Consider the following 14,643-nt stretch of genomic DNA (forward strand, 5'->3'; position numbering starts at 1 on the left):
TTTATAGGTATTTCGCAAAACAAAAAAAGCTCCCGAAGGAGCTTTATCAAAGTAGAAATTTATAGCCGACACCCCACACGGTCTTAACGTGCTTGGGTTCTTTGGGGTCATCCTCGATTTTTTTGCGAAGGTTGGCGATATGCACATCGATTGCACGCTCAGTTACTTGGGAATCAAAGCCGCGAACACGATTTAACAACTCTTCTCGACTGTAAACCCTGCCTTGATTCTGCCAGAATAGCTTCATGATTTCGAATTCGGAGAAGGTTGTCTCGATGCTCTTACCGCTAACATAAAGGCAGCGCTTTTCCAAATCCAAGTGGATCCCCAGAGGATTGAGAGGATTGAGTACGTCGGATGGTGATGAAACCTGTGGTGGAAAAGCGTTGGAACGTCGAAGTAAGGCTTGTATTCTTGCCGATAGCTCTCTCATCGAAAAGGGTTTGCACAAATAGTCATCAGCACCCGTCTGTAGGCCCTTCACACGATCTGAAACTTCGTTCTTGGCTGTTACCATCAAGATTGGTATGGTTGAAGTCTGACGAAATGTTGTACATAACTGAATACCGTCCATATCAGGCAGCATAAGATCAAGAATAATCATATCAGGTTGAAAATCCCGGAATAAGACCTCGCCTTGTCGGCCGTTCTCTGCGCGTTTCACTTCATAGCCATCTTCGTATAAGTAAATGGACATCATTTCACCGATACTTAAATCGTCTTCGATGATTAAAATTTTGGACATACAGGTTCCCCTCCTTTTCCTTTAAAAGGCTAGGTGCTCGATATGCCTTCCCGCAATAATCGATCCTATCTATATGACATGTTATCCTATCCATTTTGTGACGTCCAGTTTTAACTTATTTTCGACGTGAAAAAGAAGCTGATCGTTACTTGAGCCTTCATTCATTAGGTCAAGTTGGTCAGCTTCTTATGGGTAGGGGGAGTAAGAATAAGAACAATCATACCGTCAAATGCTTCCGGACGAGATCTTCGCTTAGATGCTCTGCCTTCCCTTCAGCAGCAATGGTGCCGCGGTCGAGAACATAATAGTAATCGGCGATGCTTGTGGCAAATTCTAAGCTTTGCTCTACTAAAAGTACGGCAATTTCTCGATTGCGCTTTATCGTTTCAATGATCGCCTCGATCTCCATTACGATAGAGGGCTGTATCCCCTCCATAGGTTCATCCAGGAGCAAGAGTTGAGGCCCAGGAGCCAGTGCTCGCGCGATGGCTAATTGCTGCTGCTGGCCGCCACTGAGGTCTCCGCCTTTGCGGTGGAGCATTTGCTGAAGGACGGGAAACGTATCGAATATCGTATCTGGCAATTTCTTGCGGCGATCGGATGAGGCTTCTAAGCCTAATAAAAGATTTTCCTCGACGGTGAGCTGGGGGAATATTTCCCTGCCCTGCGGTACATAGCCAATGCCTGACTTGGCGCGGCGATCTGGGGAAGATGGAGTGATGTCTGTATCCGAGTAGTGGATGGAACCCGATCTGGGCTTAATGAGCCCCATAATACTCTTCATAAGTGTTGATTTCCCAACCCCGTTGCGTCCCATTAGACAAACGATCTGACCGGGTCGTACTTCGAGGTTGACGTTACGGATGACCATACTTTCGCCATAGCCGGATTCTATGCCTTGTAGTTTAAGCACCGCGTTCAACTCTCCTTCCGAGGTATACTTCCGCTACTTTGTCGTCATTCTGGATGTCTTGCATAGTGCCTTCGCGTAGGACGGTTCCTTCATGAAGAACCGTTACTATTCTAGCGAATTGGCGTACGAAAGCCATGTCGTGCTCAACGACGATAATGGTTTGATTCGCTGCAATTTCATGGAGCAGTTCACCCGTTTTCTCTGTTTCGCTATCCGTCATGCCAGCGGCGGGCTCGTCGAGCAGCAAGAGATCAGGCTCTTGCATGAGCAACATGCCGATTTCAAGCCACTGCTTCTCCCCATGGGAGAGAGAGCCCGCACGTTCTTTGGCTTTGCTTTGCAGACCGATCATATCAAGCCTAAGGTGAAGTCGTTCTCTTTGTTCACTTGTGGTTTTGGCCCAAAGCGCGCTGAGAAGACCGCGCTGCTGCTTCATGGATAGTGCCAAATTTTCAAACACAGTCAAAGTGGAGAAAACAGTAGGTGCTTGGAATTTGCGTCCAATCCCAAGCTGGGCAATTTGGTGCTCTTGGTGTTTGGTGAGATCAATCGAATCCTTGAATATGACGTGGCCTTGGGAAGGCTTTACTTTGCCGCAAATGACATCGAGCAGCGTTGTTTTACCAGCACCATTAGGACCGATAAGGAAGCGGAGTTCACCTTGCTGTAACGAGAAATCTAGATTTCGCAAGGCCTTGAAACCGTCGAAGTTCACCTCAAGTCCCTTGACGCTCAGGATGGTCTCGTCAGTTGTCGGTTGTTGTTTCGCTAATTGTCCTAGCATTGAAATGTTCCCCTTTCCGGTTTGCATAAGCGCGTTTATGTTTCTATGACTTCTTGCGATGTAGAGATCTGCTTTGGATGCTGAGTTCTGTTTCTTTTCCAACTGGAGAAAAAGTGGGTCAATGTACCGACGATTCCTTTCGGCAGTAAGAGGACAACGACAATGAACATGGCGCCGAGCATGATGGGCCACCAAGCAGGATAAGCTTCGCTGAAAGTTGTTTTAGCTGCATTCGTTATTAGTGCCCCTAGAACAGCGCCCCCAATAGTTGAACGACCGCCAATGGCTACCCATAACACCATTTCAATAGATGGCACGATACCCATTTGCGCAGGTGAGATGATCCCTTCTTGAAGTACGAAGAGTACGCCGGCAAGTCCAGCTAATCCCGCGGAGAGGCAGTAGATGAAAACCTTATACGTAACGGGATTATAGCCAATGAAGCGAACCCTATTCTCACCATCGCGAATCGCTGTAAGAATGTTTCCAAGTCGGCTAGTCACGAGCAGGGTGCTAAGGATCAGCACGACAAGTACGACACCTAAGGTGAGATAGAAAAACAGCAGCTTTGTTGATTGTAATTGTAGATTGAGACCGAGAAAGGTAGTGAAATTGGTCAAACCATTCGTCCCGCCCGTATAACCTTGCTGCCCAACGAAGAGTGTCACCGTAATGATGACTAAGGCTTGGGATAAAATGGAGAAGAATGCGCCTTTGATCCGATTGCGGAAAGTGAAATAGCCAAGGATGAAGGCGACGATCATCGGTACAATGAGCGCTAATAGGAACGCTGCCGCGGCACTGTGGAATGGCACCCAGAACCACGGCAAGCTTTTGACACCGCTCCAGGACATGAAATCAGGCAGTTGATTTGGCGTGGAAGCCAGCTTCAAGTGCATGGCCATACAATAAGCGCCAAGTCCGAAATAAACACCATGACCAAGGCTTAAAATACCGGTATATCCCCAGATTAAATCAATTCCGATCGCGATAATGGCATAAGCCAGGAATTTGCCGAGTAAGGATAAACGAAAGTCAGACAAGAATAGGGGGGCAAGCGCGATGAGTAGTAAACCTATCCCATAGATGGTTAGCTTGAGCTTAGATTGTCTGGCAAAGAGCATAGACGATTGTCACATCCTTTCTTCAATCTAAGGATCTCGAACGCATCGTTACAAGTCCCATTGGTTTCCATTGTAGGAAGGCGATGATCAGTGTAAACACAAGTACCTTACCGAGTGTGGCGCTGGTTGTATATTCCAAGGCAGTATTGAAAACTCCGATTCCTAATGCACCAGCTACGGTGCCGATTAGCTTGCCGATCCCGCCAAGTACGACGACCATAAAGGCATCTACAATGTAATAGGTCCCAATTGTGGGCCCAATCGGTCCAAGTAAGGACAGGGCACAGCCAGCGATACCTGCCATGGCGGAGCCAAAAGCGAAGGATTGCGCATCGACTCTACGAGTAGAAATGCCTAAACACGAAGCCATTTGGCGATTTTGCATAACGGCTCTCATTCGTCTTCCACCTGCAGAGTGATAGAGGTACAAATAGATGATGAAGATGCATAATGCCACAAGCCCAATGATAAAGAGTCTCTTATATGGAAGTATTAAGTCTGCCGTTACATGCCATCCGCCTTCTAACCACTGCGGTGCTTTCACAGCGACATTGGGAGCGCCGAAGATGGATCGCGCAATTTGCTGTAAGGCAAGGGAGACGCCCCAGGTAGCGAGTAGGCTATCCAATGGTCTGCCGTACATGAAGCGGATGAGCATAACTTCGAGCAGCCAGCCTATGGCGAAGGCGACGACAAAGGCAACGCCGAGTGAAACGATAAAATACCATCCGAATGCAGAAGCGGGCAAATACGATTGAAACCATTTCTGTACGAGGTAAGCCATATAAGCACCGATCATAATAAATTCGCCATGCGCCATATTCATAACATTCATGAGACCGAAGGTGATGGCGAGACCGATTGCGATCAAAAGCAGGATGGAGCTTAAGCTGAGTCCGTTAAATATTTGAAGCAGCAGCAAACTCATGGCAACCTCTCCTTCTAAAGTTTTGAGTAGAGTCGATGCAAATGAAACGGGAAAATGATGAAATCCAGGACTGCGGTTAGGCAGTCCTGGTTTCTGAGTACCAACTTGTAAGAATCACTTCGTTACTTCTGCGCCCCAAGGGTAGGTTTTGAGGAATGGATCCGGTTTGAGTGCTTTACCAGAATTCCAAATTTCCTTAATTTGACCATCAGCTGTAATTTGGCCGATACGAGCCGTTTTGAAAATATGTTGATTCTCACCATCAATGGCGACTTTACCTTCAGGTGAATTCCATTCGATTCCTTTGGCTGCTGCTTTTACTTTTTCTACGTCAAAGGAGCCTGCTTTCTTCACAGCTTCTGCCCACAGATAAACAGCTGTGTACCCAGCTTCAATCGGATCATCTGTTACGCGGTCCTTGCCGTATTTGGCTTTGTAAGCCTCAACGAATTTTTTGTTTTCAGGTGTATCTGTTGTTTGATAGTAGTTCCATGCTGTGTAGTGACCATCGAGAACGGAAGCACCGATACCGCGCACTTCTTCTTCGGCAATACTCACGGACATGGTTGTTAAATCTTTAGACGTAATGCCAGCATCTTTCAACTGCTTGAAGAAGGCAACGTTACTATCGCCATTCAACGTGTTGAAGACAACGTCTGGTTTTTCCTTTTTAATCTTACTAATGATTGTATTGTAGTCTGTGTGTCCAAGCGGTGTGTATTCTTCAGCAACCAGTGTCCCGCCATCCGCTTTCAATTGCTCTTTAATAATTTTGTTGGCTGTTCTAGGGAAGACATAATCGGAACCAAGGAGGAAGAACTTCTTGCCTTTGTTTTGCAGGAGCCATGTTACTGCGGGGATGATTTGTTGATTCGTTGTTGCGCCGATATAGAAGATGTTAGGTGAGGATTCTACGCCTTCATATTGAACCGGATACCACAGTAATCCTTTGTTTTGCTCGACAACCGGTAGTACGGCTTTACGGCTAGCCGATGTCCAACAACCGAAAATCGTTACTACGCTGTCTTTTTGCAGGAGTTTCTTTGTCTTCTCTGCAAAAGTTGGCCAATCCGATGCCCCATCTTCAATCACGGGTTTAATCTTTTTGCCCAATAATCCCCCAGCTGCATTAATTTCATCAATCGCCATGAGTTCAGCATCTCGAACAGATACCTCACTGATGGACATTGTACCTGTTAGTGAGTGAAGAATACCCACTGGTACGGTGTCGCCAGATGTTGTTGAAGCCGCAGGTGCAGTCGTCGTAGAGGTGGTAGATTCTGTCTTCGCACAGCCGGCTGCCACTAACATCAAAGCCATACTTAGTGCAACTGTAAGTTTACCTTTGTTTCTTATCTCTCTCATTCACGTCCCACTCCCTTGCCTTACAAGATTTGGATTACATGGCTTATGATAAATGGCGATACAAGTTAATGTCAATATAAGTAACGTGACCAGGGTGATTTTTAGTGAAATTGCACAAATTCGAATGAAATACTTGTGAAAATCACATGAATGCGAAAAAAACGTTTCAAAAATCCTACTGTAATGTCAGAATACATAACACAAAAGATTTACAATCGTGAAATACACGAATATAATGAGTGTTAAGGATTACCATTATTCGGTTTTTTGAAGAGGTGAGAAACGTGCATTTAACGGAAAGAGAGAAAGAGAAGTTACTCATAACCGTAGCTGCTGATCTAGCCAGGCGAAGACTAGCCAGAGGATTAAAGCTGAATTACCCTGAGAGCATTGCTCTGCTGACTTCCGAAATCATGGAAGGAGCTAGGGATGGCTTGACGGTCGCGCAGCTCATGGCGTTTGGTACGACTATTTTGAAGGCAGATCAGGTAATGGAAGGCGTTCCTCAAATGATTCATGAAGTGCAAGTGGAGGCCACGTTTCCCGATGGGACCAAGTTAGTTACCGTACATGAACCTATTACTTAATTACTCCTGAAAGAGGCGAGCATATGGTTCCCGGTCAATATCGAACAGCCAAAGGCTATATAGAAATGAACGTAGGCAGACAGACGATTGAAATCATCGTTACGAATACAGGAGATCGCCCGGTTCAAGTAGGGTCGCATTTTCATTTTTTTGAAGTCAATCGAGGATTGGATTTCTCAAGGGAGCTAGCCTTTGGTATGCGCTTGGATATTCCGGCAGGAACGGCTGTCCGTTTTGAGCCTGGTGAGCAGAAACCGGTTCAACTTGTCGAATTAGGCGGAGCGAAGCTGTCATATGGGCTTAATAATTTGAGTCAAGGCTTGGCGGAAAAAGACAAAATGTCGGTGGAAACGAAAGAAAGATGGCAGGCCTGGGAGGGGATGCTCGGTGAGTCGAATAGATCGTAAGAATTATGCACTGATGTTTGGCCCTACAACAGGCGATGCCATTCGGTTGGCAGACACAGAGCTTTGGGCACAAATCGAGCATGACTATACCGTATATGGTGATGAATGCAAATTCGGCGGAGGGAAAGTTATTCGCGATGGGATGGGTCAGTCGAGCGGCGCGACTCGGGCGCAAGGTGTTCTCGATACTCTGATCACGAATGCTGTCATTATTGATCACTGGGGCATTGTCAAAGGCGATATCGGTATTCGAGATGGTCATATTGTCGGTATTGGCAAAGCAGGTAACCCGGATATCATGGATGGTGTGCATCCGAATATGATTGTCGGCGCAAGCACAGAGGTCATTGCAGGTGAGGGTAAAATCGTAACGGCTGGCGGCATCGACGCGCATATCCATTTCATTTGTCCGCAGCAAATAGAAACTGCGCTTTCCTCAGGCGTGACGACGATGATCGGCGGTGGAACGGGGCCAGCAACTGGAACGAACGCAACAACCTGTACGCCAGGCGCTTGGCACATGCAGCGGATGTTGGAGGCAGCGGAAGCGTTTCCGATGAATCTGGGCTTTACCGGCAAAGGGAACTCTTCCTTTTTGGAGCCTCTGACGGAACAAATTGAAGCTGGCGCCATTGGTTTGAAGCTGCATGAAGATTGGGGAACAACGCCGGCAGCGATCGACATGTGCTTGGAAGCGGCAGATCGTTATGATGTGCAAGTCGCGATTCATACGGATACATTAAATGAAGCGGGATTTCTTGAAGATACGCTCGCTGCGATTAAAGGACGTACCATTCATACGTATCATACCGAGGGAGCAGGGGGTGGGCATGCACCTGATATTATCAGAGCAGCAGCCGAGTTGAATGTCCTGCCTTCCTCGACAAATCCGACACGACCTTACACGATTAATACCATTGAAGAGCATTTAGATATGTTGATGGTGTGCCATCACTTGGATAGTCGAATTCCAGAAGATGTCGCTTTCGCAGATTCTCGGATTCGACCTGAAACGATTGCAGCGGAAGATATTCTGCATGACCTAGGCGTGTTCAGTATGTTGAGCTCTGATTCACAGGCGATGGGGCGAGTTGGTGAGGTCATTATTCGAACGTGGCAAACGGCGGATAAAATGAAAAAACAGCGCGGACCGCTAGCTCCCGATACCGAAGACAATGATAATTTCCGCATTAAACGCTACATGGCGAAATATACCATAAATCCAGCAATTACCCATGGCATCTCGCATCTTGTCGGGTCGATTGAACCAGGCAAATTTGCAGATTTGGTCGTTTGGAGTCCGATGTTTTTCGGTGTGAAGCCGGATCTTGTTCTCAAGGGTGGCAGCATCGCTTATGCGCAAATGGGGGATCCGAACGCTTCCATTCCAACGCCGCAGCCTGTTTTCGGTAGACCGATGTTCGCTGCATTTGGGAAAGCGTTGACGCAAAGCTCGATTACCTTCGTTTCTCAGGCTGCGTATGACAGTGGAATAGGGGAACGATTCGGATTGCAGAAACGGATTGAGCCCGTGAAAGGCTGCCGCAGCATTTCCAAGAAAGATATGATTCATAACGACGGAACACCTTCTATTGAAGTAAATCCGGAAACTTACGAGGTGAAGGTTGATGGCGAAGCCGTGACCTGTGAGCCTGCGACAGAGCTGCCGATGGCACAGTTATATTTCTTATTTTAAAAAGAATGGAAGAAAGTCCCGAATGAGGTGACATCAATGACTGCGTTCGAACATCCACCGTTCCATTGGTTAGCCTATCAGCAACTGTTGGATTCGGCGCTTCCAATTGGCGGGTTTTCCCACTCCTTTGGATTGGAAACACTTGTCCAGCAGGGGAGATTGACGACAATCTCCGAACTGGAAGCCTACATCCGGTCGATGCTTGCGGGCAGCTGGGCATCCTCGGATGCCATGGTTATTAAAGCGGCTTATTTGCACATCCCTCAAGGGGAGTTGGGGCAGCTCTGGGACCTCGACCATATGCTGCATGTGCAACGGGTAGGGAGTGAGACGCGGAGCGGTGTTCAAAAAATGGGGCGTAGACTGCTCCAACTATCACGTTCGCTGTATCCGGAGCTGAATTGGCAGCCGCTCGATGATGCTGTGAGTATGGGGAGATGCAGCTCGAATCATCCTGTTGTTCATAGTTGGGTGAGCTACCATCTAGGCGTTCCTCTACATCAGGCTGCTGAAGGCTATCTATATACGTGTATCATGACGTGTATCAATAGTGCGCTCAGGCTTATGTCCATTGGACAAACACAAGGTCAGATGCTATTGGCGAAGCTCATTCCTTTGACGGGAAGTGAATGGCAGCGAGTTTCACATCTGGATCCAATGGAGGCATTCATGAATTCACCCGCGGCGGATTTAGCTATGATGCAGCATGAAACGTTATATTCGCGTTTATTTATGTCCTAGTAGGAAATCTAATCATAGATCTGAGGAGGAATGACGATGTGTCAAGGTAACGGTCATCATCATCATCACGAATGGGAGAAGCCAACAGCAGATCGCAATCGCCCGATGCGAATTGGGATCGGCGGTCCCGTAGGCTCAGGCAAAACAGCGCTAGTAGAGCGCTTGGCAAGAAAGCTGAACGATCGCTATAGTATCGCAGTGATTACAAATGACATTTATACGAAGGAAGATGCACGTATTCTGATTAGCTCTGAAGCACTGCCAGAGGAGCGAATTATTGGGGTAGAAACGGGCGGATGCCCGCATACGGCGATCCGTGAGGATGCATCTATGAATTTTGAAGCGATTGAAGAGTTGGAGAAGCGGTTTGAGAATCTCGATATTATTTTCATAGAGAGTGGTGGCGATAATTTGGCGGCTGCTTTCAGTCCAGAGCTCGTGGATCGCTTCATCTATATTATTGACGTGGCCCAAGGGGAGAAAATCCCTCGTAAAGGCGGACCTGGCATCATGCGTTCGGATATGCTGATTATCAACAAAATCGATCTTGCTCCTTATGTAGGCGCCTCTTTGGAAGTGATGGACTCTGATACGAAAAAAATGCGCGGAGAGCGTCCGTATATTTTCTCTAACCTTATGGGTGGCACAGGATTGGATGACATTGTGTCTTGGGTGGAGACGGAGTTCAGCCATGCCTAAGCTGACTGGGGAGATATCTGCACAATTTGCAGTGCGCAGCGGCTTCACGCGGCTCGTACACAAATATCATGCCTCCCCGCTCAAAATCGCCAAAACGTTTCGTTACGAGAACGAAACATGCATGGATGGTGGTGCCCCCATGGATCAATTGGGTGTTTATATGATGGATTGCTCACCTGGGCTGATGGCCGGTGATCATTATGAAATTAACGTGCGTCTTGAAGAGGGCGCACGTGTTTTTCTAACGAACCAGTCGTTCACGAAGGTTCATCCTTCGGCAGAGGATCAAGGAAGCACGCAGCATCAGATACTTCGCCTCGAAGCTGACGCGCTGCTCGAGTATATGCCAGAGCCGTTAATGCTGTATAAGGATGCTGACTTATTCGCAGAAACGGAAGCGCATCTATCGGGAGGATCGACATTGATTTTCTCCGATGTCCTTTGTCCCGGTCGCACGCAGCGGGGGGAAATATTTCACTATACAAGGTACGTGAACAGGATGAAGGTCTGGTATGAAGGGGAGCTGATCTTCTACCAAAACCAGCGAATTGAACCAGCGACGATGGAGCTGTCTTCGCCAGGTTGCTGGGAAGAGGAGACGCATATGGGCAGTCTGTTTATCTTTTCAGACCGGCTTGGGCAACGCCATCTTGAAGCCATTGTAGAAAAATTGAGCCAATTGGAAGGCAATTCGGTTCGAGTAGGAGCAAGTCTAACTTATAAATATGGACTTGTTGTGAACGTCATGGGAAGGCATGCCTGGGAGCTGCAAGATGTCTTGATGAAGGCATGGCATCAAATTCGCCGCAGTTTATTTGATTTAACGCCATTGCTAGTGAATAAATAGAAAGAGGAGACAGGTAATGACCTGTCTCCTCTTTCTATTTATTTCGGCTGTCGGAAGTTAGGGGCAGTTATAACGCTCGAAAAAGGCGTTATTGTTGTGGCATAGGCGATCGCGTCGCAAGATAGGGCCCTTTATGGGCCTTAAAGCTCCGCCCGCCCGCACAGTCGGCAGCGCAGGCGCTCCCCATCTTCTAACTTTTTCACATATTCCAAAATGGAATCGAATGGTAAGTACATTTTCCACGCATACTGGAAGGGAGAATCGACAATATGATGACAACTGCCCGCGGTTCATTGTCAAATGATGTAGGGGTTGGTATGATGAGATTGTTCATTTAGATGTAGGATCGGAAATTCAACATAGAGGAGGTCAATTTACATGGAAAATCAAGTCACCTACGAAACCGTTTCGAAAGGCTCGTCACAAGAGTCCGTCGGAACTGATTCTATAGATGCCAACCTAACGAGAGGTACGGCAGAGCCTGTGACCCTGAAAGAGTTTTACAGATTGGTGAAACCAGGAATTATTTATTCCAACCTGATGACAGCTTTTGCTGGTTACTGGTTGGCTGCTCAGTGGGATGTAGACTGGATTCATTTGATTATGACCATGCTGGGGACAGCATTGGTGATGGCTGGTGGTACAGTACTAAACAATTATCTGGACCGTGAGATGGATGCCAAGATGGAGCGCACGCAGAATAGGGCACTCCCTAGCGGAAGACTCACCGCAAATTTCGTACTCGGCTACGGAATCATACTGGGGACCATTGGTTTAGGTGTTCTATATTTTGGAGCCCAATCACCATTAGCAACATTGATCGGTTTACTCGGATTGTTTTTATATGTGTGGCTCTATACAGCATGGTTCAAAAGAACATCCGTTTGGAGTACATTCGTTGGAGCTTTCTCAGGTGCGACGCCACCGGTCATCGGATATTGTGCAGTTAGTGGGACGGTAGATTTAGGCGCAATCTTGATCTTCCTCTTCTTGTTCTTATGGCAGCCACCACATTTTTGGGCGCTTGGCATTCGCCGTATGGAAGAGTATCGTGCTGCGGGCTTCCCATTACTGCCGGTAGTCAAAGGGACTTTCGTAACGAAAATTAGTATGGTTCGTTATGTCGTTCTATTAGTACCCGTAACGGTGATGTTAACGGCATATGGTTACGTAGGAACGATCTTTTTGATCGTATCTACAATTCTTGGATTAACATGGGTTTTCATGAGTGTCAAAGGGTTCAAAGCAAATGGGGAAGCGGAAATTGTATGGGCAAAGCGTATGTTCTTGTTCTCCCTTTTATATTTAACGCTGTTATCGATCTTGATGATCATTGATACGACAGCGAAACTTTAGTCTGGGGGACGAAAACGATGGGGACGTTTTTGGAGAAAAACTGGTTTAAGTTAGCGCTTGGTGCGATATTAATTGCGATGATTGCATCCTTTGCTTATAAATTAGTGTCGAACGGCAGTAAGCCGGATGAAAGATTAACAGCAATGAAGGCGGCGCCTTCTTTTACACTACAAGATTTAGATGGTAAAACAGTTACCTCCGAAAGTATGAACGGTAAAGTACGACTCGTGTATTTCTTTTACTCTTTTTGTCCAGATGTGTGCTTGCCGACAAGTTTCTTGATTTCACAGGTGCAGGATGAATTAAAGAAAAAGGATTTACTGGGATCCAAAGCGGAAATATTATCGATAACTGTGGATCCAGTAAGGGATACTGCAGAGGTGCTAAAGGCATTCGGAAATCGCTTCGAATCGAAGCCGATTCCAGGCGGATGGACGTTCCTCCGAGGTGAAGAAGCGAAGGTTCATAAGCTTGCTGAAGATTTCGGTATTATGGTGATCAAAGAGAAAGACGGTAATTTCTCACATTCCAATGCGATCTTGCTCGTCGATCCAAAGGGTCAGCTAAGAAATTACTATGATGCAAGCAATCCAGAGTTGGATGCGGCTCATATCGTGAAGGATGTTGTAACCCTCTCAAAAGGGAAATAACGCAAAGTGATTATTCATAAGCAGGGTTGGGCGCAGGGTAGATAATATACGCGTCCAGTCCTGCTTTTTCTAATTGCTGAATGAGATATTCTTCTGGCGTGCCTTCGACACCTGCATAACCCTTTCGGGTATAGATGTGTTCGGCGTCAGGAAATGTATCGCGCAGCAAATAACGGATTTTTTTGCCGGATGCGTCGTTGTCGGTGAAAATATAAACGGGCAGATCGCCTACTTTTTTTCGCAACGAGTCAAGCGTAATGGAACTGGGAGTGCCGAAGGTACAATGGATGATGACGGAATCATCAACGACTCGCTTCAAGCGACTTTTATCATTTTTTCCCTCAACAATAATAGTAATGGACATGGGATCACCTTCACTCCTTTTTAGAGTAGTATACCCCGTTTGGAGCGGCGATCCAAGTAACGCGAAGCTGCGATATTTCCTGGGAAATGACAAGGATTTACAGCGTGTGACACATGGAAAAAGGCCTGATGGACGACATCAAGCCTTTTTGGTGAGAAGAAAGTTATGAAGTTATCAGAGGTGATTTGAATGTGCGAAGCGGTAAAAGTGAAAGGGCTAGCATGAGAATGAAGAACGCGATGAAATACGAGGAAATATGATCGCGAAGCTGACCGGCCATCATTGGGCCAATAAAGGCACCGACAGAATAAGAAATCGATAGCAAGGAAAACACGCGACCGTATCTAGAGCTGCTAGTAATACTGGCAAGTAAAGCTGCTAATGCTGGATAAATGACACCTTTGGCCATACCGATTAAGAAAAGGGATACGGTTAATGGGATTGGCCACTGGATGGCTAATCCGAAGAAAACTGCGGCAAGCCCGATGCTTCCGCCAATTGTCCGTAGAAAAGGTGATATTTTATTCAAAAACCAGAAAGAGATACTAAGCAGTGCGCCTAAACTGACCAATGTGAAAAATACGCCTGAAGTAAGGATTGACTCCCGTGCCGATTTCATTAAGGGCAGCTCAAAGAACAAAATCCCTTGTGAGCAAGAAAGTGCCATGGGAATGAGAAAGAATAGCCAGGGTATAGAGATACCAGCATCATCATCTTTGATATCCTGAGCTGCATGGTGACCGTGCGGATCTAAGATGGCCTTGGAGCTCATCTTGTCCTCTTTGTGAGCAAGCAGTTCTTTCTCTTTCACACCGAAGATGGCAAGGATACCTGTGATAATAAGGATCCATCCTAACACGGAAAATGCAGTTGTAAAGCCAATTTTGGCCACTAATACAGCACCTGCCGCAGGTGAGACCACGGAAGCTAGGGTGTGTACAAGGCCGTTGCCTGCCATGAGCTTGCTCTGATGAATGCGATCACGTGCTATGCGAGCTAATAAACTTAAACAAGCTGGTGATAGGAAGGCAAGTACAAATCCGCTGATGGAACGAATGTAAAGCAGATGCCACGGATCTTTCACGTTCGATTGAAATAGTAAGATGATCCCTGCTACAATTAAACTAGCCACAATGAAAAGTTTGCTGCCGTATTTGTCCACACCGTAGCCCGCAATGAGATTGCCGGGAAGATGTGTGAGTGAGTATACACCCATGATGAGCCCTATAAATGAGGGAGCAGCTCCCAGCGATAAGGCGAAAGGGGATAAAATCGGGTATTGCGCGTGTAAATCAAAAAATGCAACAAACATAAATAAGTACAACCATATGGCTGTTCGCACGGTTTTACCACCTCGATCCTTTAGTTTCATCTCTTCTTAAGTTTTACGCCGCTCGTCCCAAGGATATGACCGTTCGGGACAAATGACACAAATTC

The 14,643-nt window shown here is 46.7% G+C and carries 16 protein-coding genes; 8 read left to right on the forward strand and 8 right to left on the reverse strand.

Annotated elements, in window-relative coordinates:
- Positions 1 to 46: 46 nt before the first annotated feature.
- The 6 genes from ACSQ8P_RS08055 to urtA all read right to left on the reverse strand — a co-directional run bounded on the left by ACSQ8P_RS08055 (position 47) and on the right by urtA (position 5,859).
- Positions 47 to 745: a response regulator transcription factor gene (locus ACSQ8P_RS08055; protein ID WP_436234710.1), complete on the reverse strand. Its 699-nt coding sequence runs from the start codon at positions 743 to 745 to the stop codon at positions 47 to 49.
- 217 nt (positions 746 to 962) lie between these two features.
- The gene (gene urtE, locus ACSQ8P_RS08060; protein ID WP_436239478.1) at positions 963 to 1,616 is read right to left on the reverse strand and encodes an urea ABC transporter ATP-binding subunit UrtE; all 654 of its coding nucleotides are present in this window, start codon (positions 1,614 to 1,616) and stop codon (positions 963 to 965) included.
- Positions 1,617 to 1,650: 34 nt separating this feature from the next.
- Positions 1,651 to 2,442, reverse strand: coding sequence for an urea ABC transporter ATP-binding protein UrtD (urtD, locus tag ACSQ8P_RS08065; protein ID WP_436234711.1), 792 nt, complete (start codon positions 2,440 to 2,442; stop codon positions 1,651 to 1,653).
- 35 nt (positions 2,443 to 2,477) lie between these two features.
- Positions 2,478 to 3,566 (reverse strand): urea ABC transporter permease subunit UrtC, encoded by a 1,089-nt coding sequence (gene urtC, locus ACSQ8P_RS08070; RefSeq protein WP_436234712.1) that lies wholly within the window; start codon positions 3,564 to 3,566, stop codon positions 2,478 to 2,480.
- Between the two features lie 22 nt (positions 3,567 to 3,588).
- Positions 3,589 to 4,494, reverse strand: coding sequence for an urea ABC transporter permease subunit UrtB (gene urtB / locus ACSQ8P_RS08075; protein ID WP_436234713.1), 906 nt, complete (start codon positions 4,492 to 4,494; stop codon positions 3,589 to 3,591).
- A gap of 114 nt (positions 4,495 to 4,608) precedes the next feature.
- Complete coding sequence (gene urtA, locus ACSQ8P_RS08080; RefSeq protein WP_436234714.1) at positions 4,609 to 5,859, reverse strand: urea ABC transporter substrate-binding protein; 1,251 nt, start codon at positions 5,857 to 5,859, stop codon at positions 4,609 to 4,611.
- A gap of 284 nt (positions 5,860 to 6,143) precedes the next feature.
- Between urtA and ACSQ8P_RS08085 the strand changes: the two genes are divergently transcribed.
- The 8 genes from ACSQ8P_RS08085 to ACSQ8P_RS08120 all read left to right on the forward strand — a co-directional run bounded on the left by ACSQ8P_RS08085 (position 6,144) and on the right by ACSQ8P_RS08120 (position 12,842).
- Positions 6,144 to 6,446, forward strand: coding sequence for an urease subunit gamma (locus tag ACSQ8P_RS08085; protein WP_056613424.1), 303 nt, complete (start codon positions 6,144 to 6,146; stop codon positions 6,444 to 6,446).
- A 23-nt stretch (positions 6,447 to 6,469) separates the two neighbouring features.
- On the forward strand, positions 6,470 to 6,853 hold the full coding sequence (gene ureB / locus ACSQ8P_RS08090; RefSeq protein WP_436234715.1) for an urease subunit beta: 384 nt from the start codon (positions 6,470 to 6,472) through the stop codon (positions 6,851 to 6,853).
- Entirely contained in the window at positions 6,834 to 8,549 is a 1,716-nt protein-coding gene (ureC, locus tag ACSQ8P_RS08095; RefSeq protein WP_436234716.1) for an urease subunit alpha, read from the forward strand. Before ureB ends, ureC begins: the two co-directional genes overlap by 20 nt.
- Positions 8,550 to 8,585: 36 nt before the next feature.
- Positions 8,586 to 9,290, forward strand: a complete 705-nt coding sequence (locus tag ACSQ8P_RS08100; RefSeq protein WP_436234717.1) for an urease accessory protein UreF — start codon at positions 8,586 to 8,588, stop codon at positions 9,288 to 9,290.
- A 36-nt stretch (positions 9,291 to 9,326) separates the two neighbouring features.
- Complete coding sequence (gene ureG / locus ACSQ8P_RS08105) at positions 9,327 to 9,989, forward strand: urease accessory protein UreG (protein ID WP_436234718.1); 663 nt, start codon at positions 9,327 to 9,329, stop codon at positions 9,987 to 9,989.
- Positions 9,982 to 10,836 carry an urease accessory protein UreD gene (locus ACSQ8P_RS08110; protein WP_436234719.1) on the forward strand — a complete coding sequence of 285 codons (855 nt, stop codon included), beginning with the start codon at positions 9,982 to 9,984 and terminating at the stop codon, positions 10,834 to 10,836. Before ureG ends, ACSQ8P_RS08110 begins: the two co-directional genes overlap by 8 nt.
- A 378-nt stretch (positions 10,837 to 11,214) precedes the next feature.
- Positions 11,215 to 12,192, forward strand: coding sequence for a heme o synthase (gene cyoE, locus ACSQ8P_RS08115; RefSeq protein ID WP_436234720.1), 978 nt, complete (start codon positions 11,215 to 11,217; stop codon positions 12,190 to 12,192).
- A gap of 17 nt (positions 12,193 to 12,209) precedes the next feature.
- Entirely contained in the window at positions 12,210 to 12,842 is a 633-nt protein-coding gene (locus tag ACSQ8P_RS08120) for an SCO family protein (RefSeq protein WP_436234721.1), read from the forward strand.
- 10 nt (positions 12,843 to 12,852) lie between these two features.
- On the opposite strand, the gene ACSQ8P_RS08125 is transcribed toward ACSQ8P_RS08120, so the two are convergent.
- Complete coding sequence (locus ACSQ8P_RS08125; RefSeq protein WP_436234723.1) at positions 12,853 to 13,206, reverse strand: toprim domain-containing protein; 354 nt, start codon at positions 13,204 to 13,206, stop codon at positions 12,853 to 12,855.
- A 163-nt stretch (positions 13,207 to 13,369) separates the two neighbouring features.
- Positions 13,370 to 14,548 (reverse strand): MFS transporter, encoded by a 1,179-nt coding sequence (locus tag ACSQ8P_RS08130; protein WP_436234724.1) that lies wholly within the window; start codon positions 14,546 to 14,548, stop codon positions 13,370 to 13,372.
- Between the last annotated feature and the right edge of the window lie 95 nt (positions 14,549 to 14,643).

It is taken from the genome of Paenibacillus sp. LjRoot153 (assembly GCF_964253085.1).
Taxonomy (GTDB): Bacteria; Bacillota; Bacilli; order Paenibacillales; family NBRC-103111; genus Paenibacillus_E.

Coding starts and splice junctions, on each gene's coding strand:
- ACSQ8P_RS08055 (WP_436234710.1), bottom strand. CDS start 745: ATGTCCAAAATTTTAATCATCGAAGACGATTTAAGTATCGGTGAAATG.
- urtE (WP_436239478.1), bottom strand. CDS start 1,616: ATGGTCATCCGTAACGTCAACCTCGAAGTACGACCCGGTCAGATCGTT.
- urtD (WP_436234711.1), bottom strand. CDS start 2,442: ATGCTAGGACAATTAGCGAAACAACAACCGACAACTGACGAGACCATC.
- urtC (WP_436234712.1), bottom strand. CDS start 3,566: ATGCTCTTTGCCAGACAATCTAAGCTCAAGCTAACCATCTATGGGATA.
- urtB (WP_436234713.1), bottom strand. CDS start 4,494: ATGAGTTTGCTGCTGCTTCAAATATTTAACGGACTCAGCTTAAGCTCC.
- urtA (WP_436234714.1), bottom strand. CDS start 5,859: ATGAGAGAGATAAGAAACAAAGGTAAACTTACAGTTGCACTAAGTATG.
- ureB (WP_436234715.1), top strand. CDS start 6,470: ATGGTTCCCGGTCAATATCGAACAGCCAAAGGCTATATAGAAATGAAC.
- ACSQ8P_RS08100 (WP_436234717.1), top strand. CDS start 8,586: ATGACTGCGTTCGAACATCCACCGTTCCATTGGTTAGCCTATCAGCAA.
- ureG (WP_436234718.1), top strand. CDS start 9,327: ATGTGTCAAGGTAACGGTCATCATCATCATCACGAATGGGAGAAGCCA.
- ACSQ8P_RS08110 (WP_436234719.1), top strand. CDS start 9,982: ATGCCTAAGCTGACTGGGGAGATATCTGCACAATTTGCAGTGCGCAGC.
- cyoE (WP_436234720.1), top strand. CDS start 11,215: ATGGAAAATCAAGTCACCTACGAAACCGTTTCGAAAGGCTCGTCACAA.
- ACSQ8P_RS08120 (WP_436234721.1), top strand. CDS start 12,210: ATGGGGACGTTTTTGGAGAAAAACTGGTTTAAGTTAGCGCTTGGTGCG.
- ACSQ8P_RS08125 (WP_436234723.1), bottom strand. CDS start 13,206: ATGTCCATTACTATTATTGTTGAGGGAAAAAATGATAAAAGTCGCTTG.